Raw genomic sequence first — 22,521 nt, 5'->3', positions numbered from 1 at the left:
CGGACGATGTTGCGCCCGCGTTTCCTCCAGCCGCTAGGCTCCCGTCGTGGCTGAGATCCGGATTCCTGCTGACATCAAGCCCGCCGACGGTCGTTTCGGTGCGGGTCCCTCCAAGGTGCGGACGGAAGCGCTGGACGCGCTGGCCGCGACCGGCACGTCCCTGCTGGGCACCTCCCACCGCCAGGCCCCGGTGAAGAACCTGGTCGGCCAGGTGCGCGAGGGCATCCGCGAGCTGTTCCAGCTCCCCGACGGCTACGAGGTGATCCTCGGCAACGGCGGGTCCACCGCGTTCTGGGACATCGCGACCCACGGCCTGATCGAGAACAAGTCGCAGCACCTCAGCTTCGGCGAGTTCAGCTCCAAGTTCGCCAAGGCCGCGAAGCTCGCCCCGTGGCTGGCCGACCCGGACGTCATCTCCGCCGACCCGGGCACGCACCCGGAGGCGGTCGCCGAGGCGGGCGTCGACGTGTACGCCCTCACCCACAACGAGACCTCCACCGGCGTCGCCATGCCGATCAGGCGCGTCGCCGGCGCCGACGAGGGCGCGCTGGTCCTGGTGGACGCCACCTCCGGCGCGGGCGGCCTCCCGGTCGACATCGCCGAGACGGACGTCTACTACTTCGCCCCGCAGAAGTCCTTCGCCTCCGACGGCGGCCTGTGGATCGGCGTGTTCTCCCCGGCCGCGATCGAGCGCGCCGAGCGGATCCACGCGAGCGGCCGGCACGTGCCGGAGTTCTTCTCCCTGCCGACGGCGATCGACAACTCCCGCAAGAACCAGACGTACAACACCCCGGCGCTGTCGACGCTGTTCCTGCTGAACCAGCAGCTGGAGTGGATCAACGGCCAGGGCGGCCTGGACTGGGCGGTCCGCCGCACCGCGACCTCGGCGCGCACGCTGTACGGCTGGGCCGAGGACATCAAGTACGCCAACCCGTTCGTCACCGACCCGGCGAAGCGCTCGGCCGTCATCGGCACGATCGACTTCACCGACGAGGTCGACGCGGCCGCCGTCGCCAAGGTGCTCCGCGCCAACGGCATCGTCGACACCGAGCCGTACCGCAAGCTGGGCCGCAACCAGCTCCGCATCGCGATGTTCCCGGCGATCGACCCGTCGGACGTCGAGGCCCTGACGAAGTGCGTCGACTACGTCATCGAGCAGCTGTAGTCCGGCTCACGCGCAAGGGGGCGCCCGGTGGATTCCACCGGGCGCCCCTTCCGTCTCACCTGCTCAGACGCCGGAACCGCCGTACCGCCAGCGGCAGGAAGAGCGCCGTCAGGATCACCGGCCACACTCCCGCCATCAGCAGCGCGTGCTGTTCGACCCACGAGTCGCCGCCGCCGACCGGCGTGCCGAAGAGTTCGCGGGTCGCCGCTGCCGTGGAGGAGATCGGGTTCCAGGCGGCCACCCAGCCCAGCCAGTCGGGCATCAACTGCGGGGCGACGAAGATGCTGGAGATCATCGTCAGGGGGAAAGCCACCGCGAAGAGGCCGCCCGCCGCCTCCGGGTTGGGGACCAGCAGGCCCAGCCAGACGCCCAGCCAGATCAGCGCGAACCGCAGCCACAGCAGCAGTCCGAACGCGGCGAGGAACTCCCAGCCGCCGTCCGGGCGCCAGCCCATGACCAGCGCGGTGAGCATCAGGATGGCCAGCTCCGCGCACGCGACGATCAGGTCGGTCACCCCGCGCCCGGCCACCACCGCCGAGGACGCCATCGGCATCGAGCGGAAGCGGTCGATGACGCCCTTGGTGGAGTCGTACACCACCACCGTCGCGGTGTTGATGAAGCCGAAGGCCATGGTCATCACGAACATGCCCGGCATCAGGAAGTCCTTGTAGTCCCCGCCGCCGGGCACCCGCATCGCGCTGCCGAAGACATAGCCGTACAGCAGCACGGAGAGGATGGGGAAGCCCAGCTGCCAGGCGATGTTGACCGGCTGGCGCTGGTAGTGGGTGAGGCCGCGGCGGACGACGTTCCAGCAGTCCGCCAGCGCCCAGTACACACGGCCGTGCCCGGCCGGTCCGGTCAGGTCGAGCGCGCTCATGCCGCCGCCTCCTTCTCCGTCGTCTCCGTGCGGTGTCCGGTCAGGCGCAGGAACACGTCGTCGAGGCTGGGCCTGCGCAGCCCGATGTCCTCGACCCGGACGCCCTCGTCCTGGAGGGTGCGGGCGACGTCCGTGAGCGCGCCGACCCGGTCGGTCACGGGGGCGTGCACCCGCAACTCCGTCTCGTCCGCCTCGGGTTCACCGTCGGCGACCCGGGCGACCACCTTCACCACGCGCGGGATGTCGGACCGTTCGGCCACCACGACCTCGACGCGGTCGCCGCCGACGCGGTTCTTCAGCCCGTCCGGGGTGTCGTCGGCGATGGACCGGCCCCGGTCGATGACGGTGATCCGGGAGGCCAGCCGGTCGGCCTCCTCCAGGTACTGCGTGGTCAGCAGCACGGTCGTGCCGCCCGCCACCAACGCCCGCACCGACTCCCAGACCTCGCCCCGGCTGCGCGGGTCGAGCCCCGTCGTCGGCTCGTCCAGGAACAGCACGGCCGGCGTCAGGATCATCGACGCCGCCAGGTCCAGCCGGCGCCGCATGCCGCCGCTGTAGTCGCCGACGCCCTTGTCGGCGGCGTCGGTCAGGTCGAACTGCTCCAGCAGCTCCGCCGCCCGCGCCCTGGCGCGCCGCCCGCCGAGGTGGAACAGCCTGCCGAACATCTCCAGGTTCTGCCGCCCGGTGAGCACCTCGTCCACCGCCGCGTACTGCCCGGTGAGCCCGATCCGCGCCCGCACCTCGCGGGCCTGCCGCGCCACGTCCAGCCCGGCCACGGTCGCCCGCCCGCCGTCGAGCCGGATCAGCGTCGACAGGATCCGTACGGCGGTGGTCTTGCCCGCGCCGTTCGGTCCCAGCAGCCCGTGCACCGTGCCCGCCCGCACGGTGAGATCGAAGCCGTCCAGGGCGCGCTTCTCGCCGTAACGCTTCTCCAGCCCCTCGGCCCGCACCGCGTACCCGTCGTCCTTCATGGGTCCCCCTTCCAGAAACCGGGTACAGCGTACCCGATTGCGCGTACGACGTACCCAGTTTTTTCGCGCGGATCTAGACTGCCCGCATGAGCGGCGGCGGAAGCGGTACGGAGACCAGCGGCAGCGGCGACATCGCGCGCACCCTCGACCTGCTCTGGGGCACCGGACAGCGGCCCAGCCGGGGCCCGAAGCCGGGACTGACCCTGGAGCGGATCGTGGAGGCGGCGATCGAGCTCGCCGACCGGGACGGCATCGGCGCGCTGTCGATGCGCCGGATCGCCACGGAGCTGGGCACCGGCACGATGTCCCTGTACCGCTACGTCCCCGGCAAGGCCGAATTGCTCGACCTGATGCTGGACCGGGTGCAGCGCCCGTCGGAGAATCCCGCGGACCTCGGCGACGGCGGCTGGCGCTCGGCCCTGGAGGCGCTGGCCCGGGCCACCCTCGCCCTCTACCGGCGCCACCCCTGGCTGCTGGAGGTCAACCAGTCCCGCCCGATCCTCGGCCCGAGCGCCCTGGACGGCATGGAGAAGGTGTTCTCCCGGATCAAGCCGATGGGCCTGTCCGACCCCGAGCTGCTGTCGGTGATCGTCATGATCGACGGGTACGTGGTCGGGGCGGCCCGGACGCAGCTGTACCAGGAGCAGGCCGAACACAGCTCGGGGCTGACGGACGCGGAGTTCTGGGAGGCCCAGCGGCCCGCCCTGGAGAAGGCGATGAGCAGCGGCCGCTACCCCGTCATGGCCGCGCTCTCGGAGGACACCTTCGACTCCGGCTTCGACCACTTCGAGTTCGGGCTCCAGCGCATCCTGGACGGCCTGGAGGTCCACGTCGCCCGGCGGGCGGGCGAACAGGGGCGCTGACGGCCCCGGTTCAGCCCCTGCGACGGCGCCTGCTCAGCCCGAACAGGGCCGCGACGACCACGGCGGCCACCACGGCTCCCCCGACCTTCACGGAGTCCCCCTTCCCGTCCCCCGAGGCGCTGTCGCCGCCGTCCGCGCGGGAGCCGGGGCCGCCGCTGGAGCCGCCCTCGTCCGCGCCGGGCGCCGGGCGGCTCACCACGCCGCTCTGCTCCCCCTCGCTGCCGAACAGCAGCCGTGAGCCGTCGGCGGAGTAGGTCACCGACTCCCCCTGCCCCTGGAGCGGCACGCTCAGCCGCCCCTTGCGCTGGAGCTCGCCGCCGTTCCAGGCGTAGTGGACGCCGCCGAAGTAGCCGCGCACGGCGAGGTCCTGGCCGTCCGGGGAGAGCGCAGCGTCGGTGGTCCACAGCTCGACGAGGGCGATCGGCCGGAACACGTTGTCGCCTTCCGGCGAGAGCTTCTCCGGACCCTCGTAGAGGTGCCCGCCGTCCTCGTGCTTGTCGATGAGGTACACCCGCCCCGTCTTCGGGTGGACGACCATCGCCTCGGCGTCGCGCGGGCCGTCGGCGTACTTCACGACGTACTGGGTGGCCTGCACGGTCGCGTCCTGGAGCCGCTTCGGCTCGGGGAGTTCGTAGATCCACACGTACGGCCAGGTGCCGCCGAGGTTGTCGCCGACGTCGGCGACGAAGAGACGGTTGCCGGGGCCGACGGAGATCGCCTCGACGTCCCGGGGCGTGCCGATGCCGGTGAGGGTGAGGCGGGCGACCGTGTCGCCGGTGCTGCTGTCGACGGCGTAGAGGTAGGGGCCGTCGTCGCTGTCGTTGTGGGTCCAGTAGACGCCGGGGTGCTGCCGGGAGGCGGCCAGGCCGCTGGACTCGGTGATGCGCGGGTCGTTGATGGTGAACCCCTCGTCCCCGTCGTCGTTGTCGGCGGCGGAGGCGGGCACGGCGAGCGCGGCCGTCAACAGGGACGCGGCGAGCAGGGCGAAGGGTCGGCGCATGAGCCAAGACTGCCATCAGCGCGGGCCCCCCGGGTGCGGGTGTCGGGGCTCACATCGCGGCGAACGGGCTGATCCACGATGATGATCGGGTGCTCAGGTTCATGCCCGTAGGTGACTCGATGACGATCGGGAGCGCGGGTGAACACACCTGGCGCTACCGCCTGTGGCAGCACCTGTGCGCCGCGTACGGCGGCCCCTTCACGCTGGTCGGCCCGCGCGAGACGCTGCACGACCCGTCCACGGACACCCCCACCTCGTACGCGTACGCCGATCCGGACTTCCCCCGGGCGCATCTGGCCGGCTGGGGCGAGGGCTGGTGCCACATGGCGCCGTTGATCGGCGACGCGGTGCGCTCCTGCCGCGCGGACGTGCTGCTGGTGTCGCTGGGCCTGATCGACCTCGGCTTCTACACCAACGCCGAGCAGACCGCGGACAACGTGCGGGCGTTCGTCGCCGAGGCGCGTGCGGCCCGTCCGAGGGTGCGGATGGCGGTGATGCCGGTGATCCGCAACATCCGGGTGGACGCGGACGAGACCTTCGCGGGGCAGGTCGGCCGGTTCAACACGCTGCTGGGCGAGACGGTCGCCGGCCTGGACACGGCGGCCTCCCCGCTGCTGCTCGTCCCGCCGCCGGCGACGTACGACTTCCACCTGGACACCTACGACGGCACGCACCCCAACGAGAGCGGCGAGCACAAGATCGCGGGGGCGTTCGCCGAGGCCATGTGGCAGGAGTGGTCGCTGGGCGGCCCGTACAAGCCGTCGTGACCCTCCCGGACCGGCGCCCTGACGCGTGAAGCGCTTGCATCGAGCGCACTCCAACACGTTGGCTGGACGTCCATGAGGTACACGCAGCTCGGACGCACAGGACTCAAGGTCAGCCGGCTCGTCCTCGGGACGATGAACTTCGGCCCGCAGACCGACGAGGCCGACAGCCACGCCATCATGGACGCCGCGCTCGACGCCGGCATCAACTTCTTCGACACCGCCAACGTCTACGGCTGGGGTGAGAACAAGGGCCGTACCGAGGAGATCATCGGCAGTTGGTTCGCCCAGGGCGGCGGACGCCGCGACAAGGTCGTCCTCGCGACCAAGGTGTACGGCAACATGGGCCCGGACGGCGAGGCGTGGCCCAACCACGACAAGCTGTCCGCGGTGAACATCCGGCGCGCGGTGGACGCCTCGCTGAAGCGGCTGGGGACCGACTACATCGACCTCTACCAGTTCCACCACATCGACCGGGCCACCCCGTTCGACGAGATCTGGCAGGCGATCGACGTCCTGATCCAGCAGGGCAAGATCCTCTACGCCGGCTCGTCGAACTTCCCCGGCTACAAGATCGCCCAGGCCAACGAGGCCGCCGCCCGGCGCGGCGGGACCATCGGGCTGGTCAGCGAGCAGTGCCTGTACAACCTCGCCGAGCGGCGCGCCGAGATGGAGGTGATCCCGGCCGCGCGGGACTACGGGCTCGGGGTCATCCCCTGGTCGCCGCTGCACGGCGGTCTGCTGGGCGGGGTCATCAAGAAGGAGGCCGAGGGCGGCCGCCGCGCCTCCGGGCGGGCCGCGGACACCCTGGCCGACCCGGTGGCGCGCAAGCAGATCCAGGCGTATGAGGACCTGCTGGAGAAGCATGGGCTGGAGCCGGGCGAGACGGCGCTGGCCTGGCTGCTCACCCGTCCCGGCGTGACCGGTCCGATCGTCGGCCCGCGCACGCGCGAGCAGCTCGACTCGGCGCTGCGCGCGCTGGAGCTGGAGCTGAGCGAGGAGCTGCTGGCCTCGCTGGACGAGATCTTCCCGGGTCCGGGGCCGTCCCCGGAGGCCTTCGCCTGGTGACGGCGGACAGGCCGTGACGGCCCGGCGGTGGCGCTACTTCCCGAGCGCCGCCGCCAGGGCCACCACGACGAACATCAGCACGAGCGCACCGGCCATGATCCGGTTCCGGGTCTTCGGGTCCACGCCGTCGAGCCTAACCGGCCGCGCCGAGTGCCCGGCGGGCGACCGCCTCGTAACGGGGCTGCTCGCCCGGAACGCCCGACCGGGGCAGGTGGCTGCGCACGAGCACCAGCTCCTCCACGGTCCAGGTGCGGCTGCGGAAATCCTCCAGCGCCGCCAGGTACGGCCGTACGTCCACGGCGTCCCGGCTGCGCGCCACGGTCAGGTGGGCCTGGTAGCGCCGGTGCTCGTCCATCGCGATGCCCGCCTTGCGCCCGGCCGCCTCGGACCGCTCGGCCAGCAGCCGCATGGTCCGCAGGTCGCCCGACGCCCCGGTCCACAGCGCGCGGCCCCGGCCGAACTGGCCGCCGCCGGACAGCGCCAGCGGGAACGGCTCGGTCCGCGCCGCGGCCCGCCCCAGGCGTGCGGTCAGCTCGGGCACGGTGTCGTCGTCCACCTCGCCGTAGAACGCGAGCGTGAAGTGCCACCCGGCCCGCTCGGTCCACCGCAGCCCGTCGGCCCCGCCCAGCTTCCGCAGCGCGCCCACCTCGACGTCCAGCGCCCCGATCACGTCCTCGGGCGGCAGCACGGCGGCGAAGAGTCTCATGCCTCCAGTGTCCCGCGTGTCCCGGTCACCGTGCGTATCGTTGTACTGCGCGGCTGTACGCATCGAGCGTCGGCCGAGGAGGAGCGCCACGATGACCGTCCTCGAAGACAGGATCGAGATGGCCGAGAGCGGCGATGAGCTCACGCTCGACATGATGTTCGAGTGGCTGGAGAAGATGCCCGTCCCCGAGGGTTACAAGGCCGAGATCGTCGGGGGGCACGTCTTCATGACGCCGCAGCGGGACACCCACTTCCAGATCATCTTCGACATCCTGGAACAGTTGCGCGCCGCGTACCCGCGCAAGCGCCTGGCTTCGGACGTACGGATCGACTTTCCCGGACGGCTGAACGGCTTCGCCTGTGACGTCGCGGCGTTCGCCGAGCGTTCGGTGAAGGACGCCAGGGGCCACTGGCAGTACCGGGACGTCGAGTTCGTCACCGAGGTCATCTCCCGGGACACCGCCGCCAACGACTACGGGCCCAAGAAGGACACCTACGCCGCCGCCGGCGTGCCGGTGTACCTGATCGTCGATCCGTACACCGCCGAGTGGCATCTGCACACGCTCCCCAAGGACGGTGCCTACCACGCGGCCGTCGGCTTCCCCTTCGGCGAGGAGATCGACCTGACCGGGACGTCCGTCGGACTGGTGCTGAGGACCGACGAGTTCCCCCGGGACTGACGGGCAGCCGGGGGCCCGGCCCGGCGGCTCACGCCGCCGGGGCCAGGGCCTTCACCCGGTCGCGCGGGACGAAGCGGACGCTGGGGTGGCCGTGGTGCCAGCCGACCGCGAGGCGGAGGCCGCCGGCGCGGGCCAGGATCAGGCCGATGACGGCCGCCGCGGTCATCGCGATCGCGCCGCCGGCCGCGAAGCCGACACGGGCGCCGTAGGTGTCGGTGACCCAGCCGACGACGGGTGCGCCGACGGGGGCGCCGCCGAGGAACACCATCATGTACAGGGCCATGACGCGGCCCCGCACCGACGGGTCGGTGGACATCTGCAGGCTGGTGTTGGTGGTGACGTTGACCGTCATCGACACCAGGCCCAGCGGCACCATGACCAGCGCGAACATCCACAGCTCGGGCGACGCGGCGGCGAGGATCTCCAGCGCGCCGAAGGCCAGCGCGGCCATGATCAGCATCCGCAGCCGGGCCGTGCCGCGCCGGGCGGCGAGCAGGGCGCCGGAGACGGAGCCGACCGCCATCAGCGTGTTGAACATGCTGTAGACGCCCGCGTCCCCGTGGAACACGTCGTCGGCGAAGGCCGACAGGTAGACCGGGAAGTTGAAGGCGAACGTGCCCATGAAGCCGACCAGCACGATCGGCCAGAGCAGGTCGGGCCGTCCGGCCACGTAGCGCAGGCCCTCACGGAGCTGTCCCTTGCCGCGCGGGGCGCGCTCCACGGGGTGCAGCTCGCGGGTGCGCATCAGCATCAGGCCGGTCAGCGGCGCGACGAAGGACAGGCCGTTCAGCAGGAACGCCCATCCGGTGCCGACACCGGTGATCAGCAGACCCGCGACGGCGGGGCCGACCAGCCGGGCGGACTGGAAGTTCGCGGAGTTCAGGCTGACCGCGTTCTGCAGCTGGCCGGGGCCGACCAGCTCGGACACGAAGGACTGGCGGGCCGGGTTGTCGACGACGGTCGCGAGACCGAGGGCGAGGGCGGCGACGTAGATGTGCCAGACCTCGACCATGCCGGTCAGGGTGAGGACGGCGAGCGCGAGGGACGTGAGGGCCATCGCGGACTGGGTGACCATCAGGGTGGGCCGCTTGCGCAGCCGGTCGACGAGGACACCGCCGTACAGGCCGAACAGCAGCATCGGCAGGAACTGCAGGGCCGTGGTGATGCCGACGGCGGCCGAGGAGCCGGTGAGGCTCAGCACCAGCCAGTCCTGGGCGATGCGCTGCATCCAGGTGCCGATGTTGGAGACGACCTGGCCGAGGAAGAACAGGCGGTAGTTCCTGATCCTCAGCGAGGAGAACATCGAGTTCCTGCGCGGCTGGTCGAGGGCGGTCTTCGTGTCGTAGGGGTCAGGTGCGGGGGCGGAAGCTGCTCCGGATCCCGTACTCAAAAGGTTCGCCTCCTGTTGCTGCGGGGGTCAGATGTGCGCCAGTTTCTCCAGCACGGGGGCGGCGGCGCGCAGGGTCGCCCACTCGTCCTCGTCGAGTTCCTCGACCAGCGTGGCGAGGAACGCGTTGCGCTTGCGCCGGCTCTCCTCGAGCATCGCCTCGGCCCGCTCGGTCTGCGTGACGACCTTCTGGCGCCGGTCGTCGGGGTGCGGCTCCAGCCTGACCAGGCCCTTGGCCTCCAGCAGCGCCACGATGCGGGTCATCGACGGCGGCTGGACGTGTTCCTTGCGGGCGAGCTCGCCCGGGGTGGCACTGCCGCAGCGGGCCAGAGTGCCGAGCACCGACATCTCGGTGGGGCTGAGCGACTCGTCGACCCGCTGGTGCTTGAGACGGCGGGAGAGCCGCATCACGGCGGAGCGGAGGGCGTTCACGGCGGCGGCGTCGTCGCCATGGCTGAGGTCCGGCATGTTTTTTAGCGTAACTCATTACTTTCGCTAAGGACCACTCGGTATGCGGCGCCCCGCCCGTGAGTCGCGCCACTCCCGCCCCGGAAGCCGCCCCCACGCGGGCGAACCCGACGGGCTGTGCGAAATCAAGACAGCCCCCGGCCGAGATCACCCATACGAGTGATCGACGCATGAAATGCCACGCGCCGCACGGTGAGGTGCGGCGACTCTCGTGGGCATGGGGACCGACGTGCTCAGCCTGCGGATAGACCACGAACTGCTCGAAAGGCTCCGCGGCCATGCCGCCAAACGCGGCATGAGCGTCCAGGACTATGTCGTCCGGACGCTCATGCGCGATGACTTCGACCAGCGGTTCCGCACCGCCGTCGAGGAGACGGAGAAGTTCTACGGCGTCACCTGAGCCCGCGCTCCGCGGGCGGGGATCAGGTCAGGCCCAGCGCCGGCATCAGGTAGTAGAAGGCGAAGACCGCCGCCACCACGTACAGCGCCGTCGGGACCTCCTTGCCGCGGCCCGCCGCGAGGCGCAGCGCCACGAAGGTGAGGAAGCCCATCCCGATGCCGTTGGTGATCGAGTAGGTGAACGGCATCATCACCATGGTGATGAAGGCGGGGATGGCGATGGTGTGGTCCGCCCAGTCGATCTCCCGGATCCCGTTGGCCAGGATCAGGAAGCCCACCGCGAGCAGCGCCGGTGTGGCCGCCTGGGACGGGACCATCGTTGCGACCGGGGTGAGGAACAGCGCCACGGCGAACAGACCGCCGGTGACGACGTTGGCGAAGCCGGTGCGGGCGCCCTCGCCGACGCCCGCGGTGGACTCCACGAACGCGGTGGTGGCGGAGGCGGAGCTGGCACCGCCCGCCGCGACCGCGACGCCGTCGATGAACAGCACCTTGTTGATGCCGGGCATCTGGCCCTCGCCGTCGGTGAGCTTGGCCTCGTCCGAGACGCCCATGATCGTGCCCATCGCGTCGAAGAAGCACGACAGCAGCACGGTGAAGACGAACAGCACGCCGGTCAGCACGCCGACCTCGGAGAATCCGCCGAACAGGCTGACCTGGCCGATCAGGCCGAAGTCGGGGGTGGCGACCGGGTTGCCGGGCCACTCGGGCGAGGTCAGGCCCCAGGAGGGCACGTCGGCGACCGCGTTGATCGCGACGGCGACGACGGTCATCACGACGATCGAGATGAGGATCGCGCCCGGCACCTTGCGCACGATCAGCGCCAGCGTGAGCAGCGCGCCGAGCACGAAGACCAGCACCGGCCAGCCGTTGAGGTGGCCGTCGGCGCCGAGCTGGAGCGGGACGGTGGTCTGCGCGGCGTCCGGGATACGGGAGACGAAGCCCGAGTCGACCAGGCCGATCAGCATGATGAACAGGCCGATGCCGATGGCGATGGCCTTGCGCAGGCCGTAGGGCACGGCGTTCATCACGCGCTCGCGCAGTCCGGTGGCGACCAGGAGCATCACCACGAAACCGGCCAGCACCACCATGCCCATGGCGTCCGGCCAGGACATGCGGGGCGCGAGCTGGAGCGCGACCACCGAGTTCACGCCGAGGCCGGCGGCCAGGGCGATCGGGACGTTGCCGATGACACCCATGAGCAGCGTGGTGAACGCGGCGGTCAGGGCGGTCGCGGTGACCAGCTGGCCGTTGTCCAGCTGGTTGCCGTACACGTCCTTCGCGCTGCCCAGGATGATCGGGTTCAGCACGATGATGTAGGCCATCGCGAAGAAGGTGGCGAAACCGCCCCGGATCTCGCGGGGCAGCGTGCTGCCGCGCTCGGTGATCCGGAAGTAGCGGTCGAGGGCGCCGGACGCGGCACCGGACCCCGGCTGCTCGGGGGTGGGCGCCTTGGCGGGGGCCGACGTGGACATGTGCAGGGACCTCATCACCGGCGGGCTCCCCCCGGAGCCGAGCCTTTGGTGTTTTCTACGAATAAAAGCGGTCAGAGGCAAACGAATTCAGTATGAACATATAACGCCGTCGACACCATCTCCGCGCGTAGACCCCCCGTGGCCGGTGTGATTCCCGCTCCACCTCCGGGGCCGTCCGGTGCGGGGCGCCACGCCTCCGGCGCTCCTCGTAAGCTGTCCGCATGGCGAAGTGGACCCCCAAGCACGAGGCGCCGGAGCCCCTGGAGGGCCCCGTGGTCGCCACCATCACCGGCGGCACGATCGTCTGGTTCGTCCTCTTCCTGGTGCAGCTGCCGTTCTACGGCTGGTTCGACGAGCACGGGCACACCTGGTGGGTGTGGACCTGCCTGGCCGGCGGCGGTCTCGGCCTCATCGGCGTCTGGTACGTGCGCCGGCGCGACGCCGCGATCAAGCGGGCACGGGCCGATGAGGCCGGCGCCGAGGAGGGTCGCGCCTCGGCGGCCCACACCGACTGAATCACGCCAACCCGGCGCTCTGAGACGGCAGTTGGCAGGGCCGCCACCGCGGTAGTACCCCGGTAGGACGGCCGTCCTCCCCTGGTCGGAACTTCCCCGCTCCAGCGGGTGAGGCACCGGATCCGCACGTACTGTCGAATGCATGACGCATCTCGATGCGGGCGACCGGACCGATGCCGTCCGGCCTCCCACGGCCACCTCACCGGCGACCGGTCTGACCTCGGCCGAAGTGGCCGAGCGGGTGGCGGGCGGACGGGTCAACGACGTACCCGTGCGCAGCAGCCGGTCGATCATGGAGATCGTCCGCGCGAACGTCTTCACCCGGTTCAACGCGATCATCGGCGTGCTCTGGGTGATCATGCTGATCGTCGCCCCGCTCCAGGACAGCCTGTTCGGCTACGTCATCCTCGCCAACACCGGCATCGGCATCGTCCAGGAGTGGCGGGCGAAGAAGACGCTCGACTCGCTCGCGCTGATCGGCGAGGTGCGGCCCACGGTGCGCCGGGACGGGGTGGCCGCCGAGATCGGCACCTCCGAGATCGTGCTGGACGACCTCATCGAGATCGGGCCGGGGGACAAGGTCGTCGTCGACGGGGTGGTCGTCGAGGCGGACGGCTTGGAGATCGACGAGTCGCTGCTCACCGGTGAGGCCGACCCGGTGGTGAAGCAGCCCGGCGACCAGGTGATGTCCGGCAGTTTCGTCGTCGCGGGCGGCGGCTCCTTCCAGGCGACCCGGGTGGGCCGCGAGGCCTACGCGGCGCAGCTCGCCGAGGAGGCGTCCCGCTTCACCCTGGTCCACTCCGAGCTGCGCAGCGGCATCTCCACGATCCTCAAGTACGTCACGTGGATGATGGTGCCGACCGCGATCGGCCTGATCATCAGCCAGCTGGTGGTCAAGGACAACGAGCTGAAGGGCTCGATCGCCCGCACGGTCGGCGGGATCGTGCCGATGGTGCCCGAGGGGCTCGTGCTGCTCACCTCGGTCGCCTTCGCGATCGGCGTGATCCGGCTGGGCCGCAAGCAGTGCCTGGTGCAGGAGCTGCCCGCGATCGAGGGCCTGGCCCGCGTGGACACCGTGTGCCTGGACAAGACCGGCACGCTCACCGAGGGCGGCATGGACGTCACCGAGCTGCGGGTGCTGGGCGACGCCGACGAGACGTACGTGCGGAAGCTGCTGGGGGAGCTGGGATCGGCGGACCCGCGGCCGAACGCCTCCCTCAAGGCGATCATCGACGCGTATCCGGACACCACCGAGTGGCGCCTCACCGACACGCTGCCCTTCTCCTCCGCCCGCAAGTACAGCGGCGCGACCCTCGACGAGGGTGACGGGCGGCTCGTCACCTGGCTGCTGGGCGCCCCGGACGTGCTGCTCCCCCACGACGACCCGGCGCTGGCCGAGACCGAGCGGATGAACCGCGAGGGCCTGCGGGTGCTGCTGCTCGCGCGCGCCCGCGACGGCGTGAACGCCGACGACCTGGCCGACCCGGCCGCCGTGGACGGCGTGCGGGCGGTGGCGCTGGTGGTGCTGGAGCAGAGGCTGCGGCCCGACGCCGCCGACACCCTGCGCTACTTCGAGGAGCAGGACGTCAGCGCGAAGGTGATCTCCGGCGACAACGCGGTGTCGGTCGGGGCGGTCGCCGGCAAGCTCGGCCTGTCCGGCACGACGGTGGACGCGCGCCGGCTGCCCGCCGAGCCGGAGGCCATGGCCGAGGAGCTGGAGGCCGGCACGGTTTTCGGGCGGGTCACGCCCCAGCAGAAGCGGACCATGGTGGGCGCGCTCCAGTCGAAGGGCCACACGGTCGCGATGACCGGTGACGGCGTGAACGACGTGCTCGCGCTGAAGGACGCGGACATCGGCGTGGCGATGGGCTCCGGCTCGGAGGCCACCCGGGCGGTCGCGCAGATCGTGCTGCTGAACAACAGCTTCGCCACGCTGCCGTCGGTGGTGGCCGAGGGCCGGCGGGTGATCGGCAACATCACGCGGGTGGCCACGCTGTTCCTGGTGAAGACGGTGTACTCGGTGCTGCTCGCGGTGCTGGTGGTGGCGACGCAGGTGGAGTACCCGTTCCTGCCGCGCCATCTGACCCTGCTGTCCACGCTGACCATCGGCGTCCCCGCCTTCTTCCTCGCCCTCGCCCCCAACAAGGAGCGGGCCAGGCCGAACTTCGTCCGCCGGGTCATGCGGTACGCGGTCCCGGGCGGGGTGCTGGCGGCGCTGGCCACGTTCGCCACGTACCTGCTGGCCCGCGGCCACTACAGCGGCACGGGGGCGCTGGGCGCGGAGACCAGCGCGGCGACGCTGACCCTGTTCCTCATCTCCATCTGGGTCCTGGCGATCGTCGCCCGCCCCTACACCTGGTGGCGCGTCGCCCTGGTCGCCGCGATGGCCGGCGCCTTCCTCCTGGTCCTGGCGGTTCCCTGGCTCCAGGACTTCTTCGCCCTGCGCCTGGTCGGCATGACGATGCCGTGGCTGGCGGTCGGCATCGCGGCGGTCACGGCGGTGGTCCTGGAGTTCCTCTGGCGCTGGGTGGACCGCAGGTTCCCGGTCTGACCGGCCCCCGGGCGTCCCGCGCCGCCCCCCTCCGCGGGGTGCGGGACGCCCGGCGTGCTGCCGCCTACTTCACGTCGACGAAGTCGGCCGCGGACGTGACGGCCGCGGAGATCGAGTTGCCCGCGTAGACGTAGCGGTAGTAGCCGTCGACGGAGGCCTTGACGGTCGTCCTCAGGTCGCCCTTGGAGTTGGTCTTGACCGTCTTGAGCGTGGTGTACGTCTTGGCGCTCTTCTTGCGGAACTGCAGCTGCACCGACTGGCCGGTGTAGTTGCCGTACTTGAGCGTCTCCCAGTTGACCCGGGTGAGCTTGCCCGTGACGGTGAGCGTCCTGCCCTTCTTCACCGGCTCGGGGGTGGCGTTGGCCGTGAGCTTGGTCGCCCGCTGGAACTTGAAGGAGCCGGACTTCTGCTTCCAGACGAAGTCGCCGTCCCTGGCGTCGATCCACGCGTCGACGTACCAGGTGCCGGCGTTGGCGTTGGTGAGGTAGTCGGTCCGCGGGTCCACGAGCACGGACGCGGTGCAGGTCGAGGTGGTGGAGCTCGCGGCCTTGCACACCGGCCTGCCGGTGGAGAGCAGACCGAGGTCCGGGCCGTACAGGTCGAACGCGTCGGCACTCAGGATGCCGGAGTTGTCGACGGCGGTGACGCTGACCTTGATGCTCTTGGCCGTGGCGCCGACGGTCACCTTGTTGTCGCCGTCGACGACCACCTTGGTGATTCTGGTGTCGCCGTACCCGCCGTCGGCCTGGGCGGCCGGGACGGCGAGGGCGGACAGGGCCAGGGCGCCGGAGACGGCGGCCACGGTGGCACGCATGCGCATGTGTGTTCCCCACGGATGGACAGGGATCCGGCGCCCGCCGTGGAGCACACGCGGCTCGGCGGGCGCCGGATCAGGATGATCGCGGAGTCTGATGACTCGTCCGATGAGATCCGCCACTCGTGTGAATGGTTGTGCGGATCATGGAGATTTGATGAAGAAGCAACTTCCGCGATCGGGCGTTATGCCCGGTATGTGGGTGACCATGGGAGTCTGCCGCCGCAGGTGATCGGAGACGGAAGACCTCATGAAGCTGCTGCCCCGGAAGAAGTCCGACGAGTCGCAGACGCGGTCGAGCAGGGGTGAGCTCGCGGCTCAGCTGGCCGCCCCGGTGCGCAGGTTCCTGGCGACCGAGGCGGGCAGCTCCGGGCTGCTGCTCCTCGCGGTGGCGGTCGCCCTGATCTGGTCGAACTCCGCCTGGTCGGAGTCGTACTTCTCGCTGTGGCACACCGAGGCGTCCGTCGCGGTGGGCGCCGCGGAACTGGCGATGGACCTGGGGCACTGGGTCAACGACGGGCTGATGGCGCTGTTCTTCTTCGTCATCGGCCTGGAGGTCCGCTACGAGCTGTCCGTCGGCTCGCTGAACGACCGCCGCCGGATCATGATCCCGGGCCTCGCGGGCGTCGGCGGCATGCTCGTGCCGGTGCTGTTCTACCTCCTGATCGCGCCCGGTTCAAAGGCCGCGGGCGGCTGGGGCATCGTCATCGGCACCGACACGGCGTTCCTGCTGGGCGCGCTCGCCGTGGTCGGCCCCCGCTTCGTCACCCAGCTGAGGATCTTCCTGCTGGCCATCACCGTCATCGACGACATCGTCGCGGTCACCGTCATCGGCGTCGTCTACTCCGGGTCGATCCGGGTGCCGGAGCTGCTCGCCGCGCTCGTGCTGGGCGCGGTGCTGTCGGCGCTGTCCCGTTTCGACGTGTGGTGGGCCGTCCCGTACGTGCTGATCGTGCTGGTGATGTGGTACCTGACCCTGAACGCCGGGCTGCACGCGTCCATCGCCGGCATGCTCGGCGGTCTGCTCATCCCCGCGCGCGAGCCGTCCCGTGAGGGCGTCGAGCAGGCGACGCGGCTGTTCCGCGCGTTCCGTCAGTCGCCCCGCGCGGACGTGGGGAAGACCGCGCGCAAGGGGCTGCAGAAGGCAGTCTCGGTCAACGAACGCCTCCAGATGTATCTGCACCCCTGGTCCAGCTATGTCGTCGTCCCGGTGTTCGCCCTGGCCAACGCGGGCGTCGACCTGCGCGGCGGCGTCCTCACCGACGCGCTGGGCTCCGCGCTCACCTGGGCCGTGGTGGCCGGTCTCGTCGGCGGCAAGTTCATCGGCATCTGGGGCGGCGCGCGGCTCGGCACCCGGTTCGGTCTGGGCGAGCTGCCCGTCGGGGTGGGTCAGGGCCATGTGCTGGGCGGCGCGGCCCTGTCCGGCATCGGGTTCACCGTCTCCCTGCTGATCGCGGGGCTCGCCTTCGACGACGAGCCGGAGCTGCTCGCCCGGGCGACCGTCGGCGTGCTGCTCGCGGCGGTGATCGCCACCCTCGTGGGCTGGCTGGTGTTCCGGCTCTCCACCATGCTGGGCGGCAAGCAGGACGCCGACCTGCCCCGCTACCTGGACCGGCTGGTCGACCCGGAGACGGACCACATCCTCGGCCCCGTCGACGCGCCGCTCACGCTGGTGGAGTACGGCGACTTCGAGTGTCCCTTCTGCGCCCGCGCCACCGGCGTCACCAAGGAACTGCGGAACCGCTTCGGCGACCGCTTCCGCTACGTCTTCCGGCACCTCCCGCTCCCCGACGTCCACCCGCACGCCGAGCTTGCCGCGCGGGCGGCGGTCGCCGCGGACGCCCAGGGCCGCTTCTGGGACATGCACGACCTGCTGTACCGGCACCAGGACGAGATGGAGTACGAGGACACCGTCGTCTACGCCATCGACCTGGGCCTCGACATGGAGAAGTTCCTGCGGGACCTCGAGTCCGACTGGGCGGCCGAACGGGTCCGCCGCGACGCCCGCAGCGCGGAGGCGAGCGGCGTCCAGGGCGCCCCGACGTTCTTCATCGGGAACCGCCGGCACACGGGCCCCTACGACGCGGAGACGCTGGCGCGGGAGCTGGAGCATCTGGAGTACGAGGGGTCCGGGGCGACACCCACGGACCCCTGACCCACGGCGCTCCGCCCCGGGCCCCGCTCCTCAAACGCCGGAGGGGCCGATTCCGGCCCGTCCGGCGCTCGAGGACGAGGTCAGTCGAACCACCGGTCCCTGGCCAGTTCCTCCGTCCGTGACGGATCCTCCAGCAGAGCCGCCACCTCGAACCGCCGCGGCCACTGCCCCGCCGCCCAGGCGAGACCCGCGGCGACGCCCTCCAGCGTCGCCGCGTGCAGCACCCCGTCGTCGGTGAGGCGCCAGTCGATCTCCACTCCGTCCACGACGAGCTCCTCGTGCTCGACGTAGGACGCCGGGGTCCGCGGGCCCAGCAGGACCCGTACCGGCTCCGGCACCTCGTGCTCCGTGCCCTCGGAGTCCACGCGGCCGGTGACGGACTCGCTGAGCCGCCGCACCTGGAACAGCTCCGCCAGTTCGGCGGCCCGCGCCGGGCGGACCGGGAGCAGGGGTACGCCGGAGGTGAACGGCAGCAGGTCGGGCGAGTCGACGACCACCGCCTCGGAGGCGTCCACCACCTCCACCCGCCCGTCGACCACCGCGCGCAGGTCGTCCGGCAGGGTCACCTGCTCGGGGTCCAGCTCGGCCAGCGCCCCGTACAGCCCGTGCAGCTGGGCCGCCGTGACCGGCCGGCCGGGGTCGGCGAGGCGTTCCAGCAGTTCGGCCGCCCCGCCCGGCTCGTCCAGCAGCGCGGCGACCGACGTGCGCACGCCCAGTGCCCGCAGCACCTGCTCGTCGTCGAAGCCGGTCGCGTCGGCCTCGTCGTACAGGCCGCGCAGCAGCGGGTCGCCGCCCGCCGCGCGCAGTCCGGCCGGGCGGCGCCCGCCGAGCACCGGATGGCCGCGCAGCCACCACGCGGTGTACGGCCGTACGGTCTCGTGGGTGCCGTCGTGGAGCAGGATCCGCACCGGCTCGACCAGGGCGTCCCGCAGCGGGGGCCGGGAGAGCAGGGCGAGCGCCTGCGGCCAGCGGTCGTCGTCCACCAGGTCCAGGTCGCGCACGGCGACGATCTCGGTGGCGACGGGCGGGACGGGCGCGTCGGGGAAGCGGTCGAGGATGTCCTCGGCCCACACGTCGACGGCGTCCAGCAGCCCGGGGTCGTCCGGCTCGGCGTAGTCGCTCTCGCGCGGCTCCAGCTCGTCCGGGTCGAGGACGACGTCGGTGGCGCGCACCAGTGCGAAGTCGACGAGCACCCCGCACGCGGCCAGCGGCTGCTCGCCCCACTTCGCGGCCAGTTCCGCGTCCACGGCGGCCAGTTCGCCCTCCCGCATGACCTGCGCGAAGGGGCCTTGGGGGTGGACGAGTTCGCAGGCCGGGGAGAGTTCGCCGTCCTCGTCGGGCAGGGCGAGCGCGCCCAGCCAGGGCTCGTCGCCGGGCTCCAGGCCCGCCTCCCGCACCAACGTCAGGACGACCTCGGCGAGTTCGTCGGCGTCGAGGGCGTCCTCCTCCCAGTTCACCCCGCCCTCGTCGTCGAGGGACGCGGCGACGGCGGCCCTCACCTGCGGGGTGGTGAGCACGGCACGCGGGGTCGCGGGCAGCGCGCCCAGCTTCTCCAGGAGCGGGTGGGCCGCGTCCGGGTGGGCGACCTTCAGGCCGAGCCGGGCCAGCAGCTCGGCGTCGAGGGCCGCGTCCGGGGTGGGCAGCAGCACCTGCCGGGGGCCGATCGTCGTGCGCCTGTCGGCCAGCGGCACCGGGAGTCCGCTGAGCCGGTCGGGATCGACGCCGGCGAGGCTGTCGTACAGCCGCCGCCACCAGTCGGGGGACTTCTCCAGGCCGGCGAGCCGGTCGACCGCGTCGGTCAGCGGCACCCGCGCGACCCCGAGGGTGCGCAGCTCGGCGCGCCGTTCCAGACCTGCGGGCAGCAGCGTGGGCAGCACCTCCGCCAGCACCCGTACGGTGTCGGCGCCCGCGCCCTCGACGATCTCGGCGTCGCGCGGGCGCAGCGCCTCGGGCAGCCCGGAGTCGTCGTCGGCGACGGGCGCGGCGGCGGGCGGCAGGAAGGCGGTGCGCGGCAGCCGCTCCAGGATGGCCGCGCGCAGGGCGCCGTCCAGTTCGCCCTTGCCGAGCGGGCCAGGGACGAGGTCGATGGCGCCCGCGGTCACCGGGCGCCAGTCGGCGAGGAGCCCGGCGTAGGCGTCGGCGGCGCGCTGCACGAGGAAGTCGGTGAGCGGGCCGGGGGCGGCGTGCCGGCGGGTGGAGTCCAGCGGCAGGGAGGCGATGAGCAGGGCGGGCACGCCGAGCGGCTCGTCGCTGGGGGTGGGCGCGTGCACCACGGCGGCGGTGCGCGGCCGGGCGGGGGCGCCGTCTGGGCCGACGGGGACGGCCCAGGTGACCGACCAGTGCGGGCGCAGCCGCTCCTCGACGGGGCGGTCGGCGAGCAGGTCGGGGGTGAGGGCGCCGTGCGCGGCGGCGGTGCGCCAGCGGGTGACGCCGTCGCGGGAGTCGGTGACCACGGTCAGGTCGCCTTCGGCGCTCCGGCTCAGCGTGCGGGGCGCGTCGTCCCCGGTCTCGACGACGACCTCCTCCAGGCCGGGCAGGGCGAGCAGCAGGGCGTCGTCGACGGCGTGCAGCAGCCGCTCGGCGAGATCGGCGGCGGCGGTGTCGCGCAGCGGCAGGATGACGGCCGTGTCGTACGGATCGGGGGCGGTGCCCTCGGCGGGGAAGGGGAGCCGCAGCAGCGGTACGTGTCCGTCGCGGCGGCGGATCTCGTCGCCGAGGCCGGGGCTGTGCCCGGCGGTGTCCCGGGCGAGGTCCCGCGCCTCGGCGAGCGACCAGCGCACCCCGCCGTGCCGGCCGACGACGGCGGGCTCGTCGGTGACGGCGAGCACCGCGGCGAAGCCGACGCCGAACCGTCCGACGGCCCGGTCGGGGGCGTCCCGCTTGGCGGAGGCGCGCAGGGTGGACAGCGACTCGACGCCGGCCGCGTCCAGCGGGGCGCCGGTGTTCGCGGCGACCAGCACCCCGTCGCGCAGGGTGAGCCGGAGGCGTCCGGGCACGCCGGCCCGGGCGGCGGCGTCGGCGGCGTTCTGCGCGAGCTCGACGACGAGCCGGTCCCGGTAGCCGCCGAGGACGAGGTCCTCCTCGGCGTTGGCGTCCTCCCGGAACCGGGCGGGGCTGGTGGCCCACGCGTCCAGGACCCCACGTCGCAGACGCGCCGTACCGAACGGGTCGGCACCTTCGGCGGCGGGCCGCACGAACTTGCTCACGTTGACTCTCCTCATCGGGCCCTGATCTGCGTGAGGTCGAAGGTACCGCTCCGCGACACCACGGGGACGCGGTGTCCGGGGCGCCGCCCACCTTGTGGATGATCAGCACTGTGCTGCTCGAATCGCTGTCCGTCGCCGCGCTGGCCGTGGTGCTGGTGTGTGCCGTCGTCCGTCCCTTCCGCTGGCCGGAGGCGGCCTTCGCGGTGCCCGCAGCCGGGGTGGTGGTCGCGACGGGCGCGATCACCACGGAGGCCGTGCGGGAGGAGGCCGAGCGGCTCGGCCCGGTGATCGGCTTCCTCGCCGCCGTCCTGGTGCTGGCCAGGCTGTGCGACGAGGAGGGCCTCTTCCACGCGTGCGGCACCTGGATGGCCCGCTGGTCGCACCACCGCCCGCGCAAGCTGCTGGGCGCGGTGTTCGCGCTGGCCTCGCTGATCACGGCGGTGCTCAGCCTGGACGCGACGGTGGTGCTGCTGACGCCGGTCGTGTTCGCCACCGCGACCCGTATGGGCGCGCGCCCCGCACCGCACGTCTACGCGGGCGCGCACCTGTCGAACACGGCGTCCCTGCTGCTGCCGGTGTCCAACCTGACGAACCTGCTCGCGTTCACCGCGACCGGCCTGACCTTCACCCGCTTCGCGCTGCTGATGCTGCTGCCGTGGCTGGCGGCGATCGCCGTGGAGTACGTGGTCTTCCGGCGCTTCTTCGCCGCCGACCTGTCGGCCGGACCGACGGCGCCGGACACGGGGGACGAGCCGGTGGAGGTGCCGCTCTTCGCCCTGGTGACGGTGGCGGCGACGCTCGCCGGGTTCGCGGTGGCGTCCGCCGCCGGGATCGACCCCGCGTGGGCCGCGGCGGCCGGGGCGGGAGTGATGGCGGTGCGGGCCCTGGCCCGTCGCCGCACCGGCGTCGTAGGGCTCCTGCGCGCGATGGACCTGCCGTTCCTGGCGTTCGTGCTGGCTCTGGGCGTCGTCGTGCGGGCGGTGCTCGACCAGGGTCTCGGCGACGCGCTGGACGCGGTCCTGCCCGACGGCACCGGGCTGCTGTCCCTGCTGGCGGTCGCCGCGCTGGCGGCCCTGCTGGCCAACCTGATCAACAACCTGCCCGCCGTGCTCGCCCTGGTCCCGCTGGCCGCGCCGTCCGGCCCCGGCGCGGTCCTCGCGGTGCTGCTCGGCGTGAACATCGGCCCGAACCTCACCTACGCGGGCTCGCTGGCCACCCTGCTGTGGCGCCGCATCGTCCAGCACCACGACCACGAGGTGAGCCTGCGGCGCTTCACCCTGCTCGGGCTGGCCACCGTGCCGGCCGCGCTCGTGGCGTCGACGGCGGCGCTGTGGCTGTCGCTGGAACTGTTCGGCACGTGAGTCCGGCCCGGGGGTCCTGTGGCGATTGCGGAGACCCACGCCACATTCGAAGAGGGCCCTCGGTGACATGCTCCACAGGCCCCGCCGGGCGTACTAC

Annotated in this window: 19 protein-coding genes; 10 read left to right on the top strand and 9 right to left on the bottom strand. The window is 72.0% G+C overall.

Going from position 1 to position 22,521, the window contains the following annotated elements:
• The first annotated feature begins 46 nt into the window (after positions 1 to 46).
• On the top strand, positions 47 to 1,165 hold the full coding sequence (serC, locus tag ELQ39_RS18090; protein ID WP_225642390.1) for a phosphoserine transaminase: 1,119 nt from the start codon (positions 47 to 49) through the stop codon (positions 1,163 to 1,165).
• 55 nt (positions 1,166 to 1,220) lie between these two features.
• Here the strand turns inward: serC and ELQ39_RS18085 are convergent, their stop codons facing one another.
• Positions 1,221 to 2,042: an ABC transporter permease gene (locus tag ELQ39_RS18085; RefSeq protein WP_242592780.1), complete on the bottom strand. Its 822-nt coding sequence runs from the start codon at positions 2,040 to 2,042 to the stop codon at positions 1,221 to 1,223.
• Complete coding sequence (locus tag ELQ39_RS18080; RefSeq protein ID WP_190002926.1) at positions 2,039 to 3,013, bottom strand: ATP-binding cassette domain-containing protein; 975 nt, start codon at positions 3,011 to 3,013, stop codon at positions 2,039 to 2,041. The genes ELQ39_RS18085 and ELQ39_RS18080 overlap by 4 nt, the downstream gene beginning before the upstream one ends.
• A gap of 86 nt (positions 3,014 to 3,099) precedes the next feature.
• Between ELQ39_RS18080 and ELQ39_RS18075 the strand changes: the two genes are divergently transcribed.
• Complete coding sequence (locus ELQ39_RS18075) at positions 3,100 to 3,876, top strand: TetR/AcrR family transcriptional regulator (protein ID WP_190002927.1); 777 nt, start codon at positions 3,100 to 3,102, stop codon at positions 3,874 to 3,876.
• A 10-nt stretch (positions 3,877 to 3,886) separates the two neighbouring features.
• Here ELQ39_RS18075 and ELQ39_RS18070 read toward each other — a convergent pair whose 3' ends face one another.
• Complete coding sequence (locus ELQ39_RS18070; RefSeq protein WP_242592778.1) at positions 3,887 to 4,876, bottom strand: WD40 repeat domain-containing protein; 990 nt, start codon at positions 4,874 to 4,876, stop codon at positions 3,887 to 3,889.
• Between the two features lie 89 nt (positions 4,877 to 4,965).
• Here ELQ39_RS18070 and ELQ39_RS18065 point away from each other — a divergent pair, with 89 nt between their 5' ends.
• Together ELQ39_RS18065 and ELQ39_RS18060 are read left to right on the top strand one after the other, a co-directional pair.
• The gene (locus ELQ39_RS18065; protein WP_225642392.1) at positions 4,966 to 5,643 is read left to right on the top strand and encodes a GDSL-type esterase/lipase family protein; all 678 of its coding nucleotides are present in this window, start codon (positions 4,966 to 4,968) and stop codon (positions 5,641 to 5,643) included.
• Between the two features lie 72 nt (positions 5,644 to 5,715).
• Positions 5,716 to 6,708 carry an aldo/keto reductase gene (locus ELQ39_RS18060; RefSeq protein ID WP_242592776.1) on the top strand — a complete coding sequence of 331 codons (993 nt, stop codon included), beginning with the start codon at positions 5,716 to 5,718 and terminating at the stop codon, positions 6,706 to 6,708.
• A 133-nt stretch (positions 6,709 to 6,841) separates the two neighbouring features.
• Here the strand turns inward: ELQ39_RS18060 and thpR are convergent, their stop codons facing one another.
• Positions 6,842 to 7,414, bottom strand: a complete 573-nt coding sequence (gene thpR / locus ELQ39_RS18055) for an RNA 2',3'-cyclic phosphodiesterase (protein ID WP_242592775.1) — start codon at positions 7,412 to 7,414, stop codon at positions 6,842 to 6,844.
• Between the two features lie 91 nt (positions 7,415 to 7,505).
• Between thpR and ELQ39_RS18050 the strand changes: the two genes are divergently transcribed.
• A complete protein-coding gene (locus ELQ39_RS18050; protein ID WP_242592774.1) occupies positions 7,506 to 8,093 on the top strand; it encodes a Uma2 family endonuclease in 588 nt (195 codons plus the stop codon).
• 28 nt (positions 8,094 to 8,121) lie between these two features.
• On the opposite strand, the gene ELQ39_RS18045 is transcribed toward ELQ39_RS18050, so the two are convergent.
• Positions 8,122 to 9,483, bottom strand: coding sequence for an MFS transporter (locus ELQ39_RS18045; protein ID WP_242592773.1), 1,362 nt, complete (start codon positions 9,481 to 9,483; stop codon positions 8,122 to 8,124).
• A 27-nt stretch (positions 9,484 to 9,510) separates the two neighbouring features.
• Complete coding sequence (locus ELQ39_RS18040; RefSeq protein WP_019524522.1) at positions 9,511 to 9,948, bottom strand: MarR family winged helix-turn-helix transcriptional regulator; 438 nt, start codon at positions 9,946 to 9,948, stop codon at positions 9,511 to 9,513.
• Positions 9,949 to 10,165: 217 nt separating this feature from the next.
• Between ELQ39_RS18040 and ELQ39_RS18035 the strand changes: the two genes are divergently transcribed.
• Positions 10,166 to 10,348 carry a ribbon-helix-helix protein, CopG family gene (locus ELQ39_RS18035; RefSeq protein WP_190002934.1) on the top strand — a complete coding sequence of 61 codons (183 nt, stop codon included), beginning with the start codon at positions 10,166 to 10,168 and terminating at the stop codon, positions 10,346 to 10,348.
• A gap of 22 nt (positions 10,349 to 10,370) precedes the next feature.
• Here the strand turns inward: ELQ39_RS18035 and ELQ39_RS18030 are convergent, their stop codons facing one another.
• Positions 10,371 to 11,822, bottom strand: coding sequence for an NCS2 family permease (locus tag ELQ39_RS18030; RefSeq protein ID WP_190002935.1), 1,452 nt, complete (start codon positions 11,820 to 11,822; stop codon positions 10,371 to 10,373).
• A 221-nt stretch (positions 11,823 to 12,043) separates the two neighbouring features.
• Between ELQ39_RS18030 and ELQ39_RS18025 the strand changes: the two genes are divergently transcribed.
• A complete protein-coding gene (locus ELQ39_RS18025) occupies positions 12,044 to 12,337 on the top strand; it encodes a DUF2530 domain-containing protein (protein ID WP_242592772.1) in 294 nt (97 codons plus the stop codon).
• A gap of 142 nt (positions 12,338 to 12,479) precedes the next feature.
• A complete protein-coding gene (locus ELQ39_RS18020; RefSeq protein ID WP_242592771.1) occupies positions 12,480 to 14,888 on the top strand; it encodes a cation-translocating P-type ATPase in 2,409 nt (802 codons plus the stop codon).
• A gap of 64 nt (positions 14,889 to 14,952) precedes the next feature.
• On the opposite strand, the gene ELQ39_RS18015 is transcribed toward ELQ39_RS18020, so the two are convergent.
• Entirely contained in the window at positions 14,953 to 15,708 is a 756-nt protein-coding gene (locus ELQ39_RS18015) for a hypothetical protein (protein WP_031024212.1), read from the bottom strand.
• Between the two features lie 244 nt (positions 15,709 to 15,952).
• On the opposite strand from ELQ39_RS18015, the gene nhaA reads away from it, so the two are divergent.
• Entirely contained in the window at positions 15,953 to 17,857 is a 1,905-nt protein-coding gene (nhaA, locus tag ELQ39_RS18010) for a Na+/H+ antiporter NhaA (protein ID WP_242592770.1), read from the top strand.
• An 80-nt stretch (positions 17,858 to 17,937) separates the two neighbouring features.
• On the opposite strand, the gene ELQ39_RS18005 is transcribed toward nhaA, so the two are convergent.
• Positions 17,938 to 21,063 carry a sacsin N-terminal ATP-binding-like domain-containing protein gene (locus ELQ39_RS18005; protein ID WP_242592769.1) on the bottom strand — a complete coding sequence of 1,042 codons (3,126 nt, stop codon included), beginning with the start codon at positions 21,061 to 21,063 and terminating at the stop codon, positions 17,938 to 17,940.
• 98 nt (positions 21,064 to 21,161) lie between these two features.
• Here ELQ39_RS18005 and ELQ39_RS18000 point away from each other — a divergent pair, with 98 nt between their 5' ends.
• Positions 21,162 to 22,424 (top strand): SLC13 family permease, encoded by a 1,263-nt coding sequence (locus tag ELQ39_RS18000; protein WP_242592767.1) that lies wholly within the window; start codon positions 21,162 to 21,164, stop codon positions 22,422 to 22,424.
• Positions 22,425 to 22,521: the final 97 nt, after the last annotated feature.

Source organism: Streptomyces sp. GB4-14 (assembly GCF_022696125.1).
Lineage (GTDB): Bacteria > Actinomycetota > Actinomycetes > Streptomycetales > Streptomycetaceae > Streptomyces > Streptomyces werraensis.
Note: the sequence above shows the minus strand (reverse complement) of the source record. Positions and strands in the feature narration are given on the sequence as shown.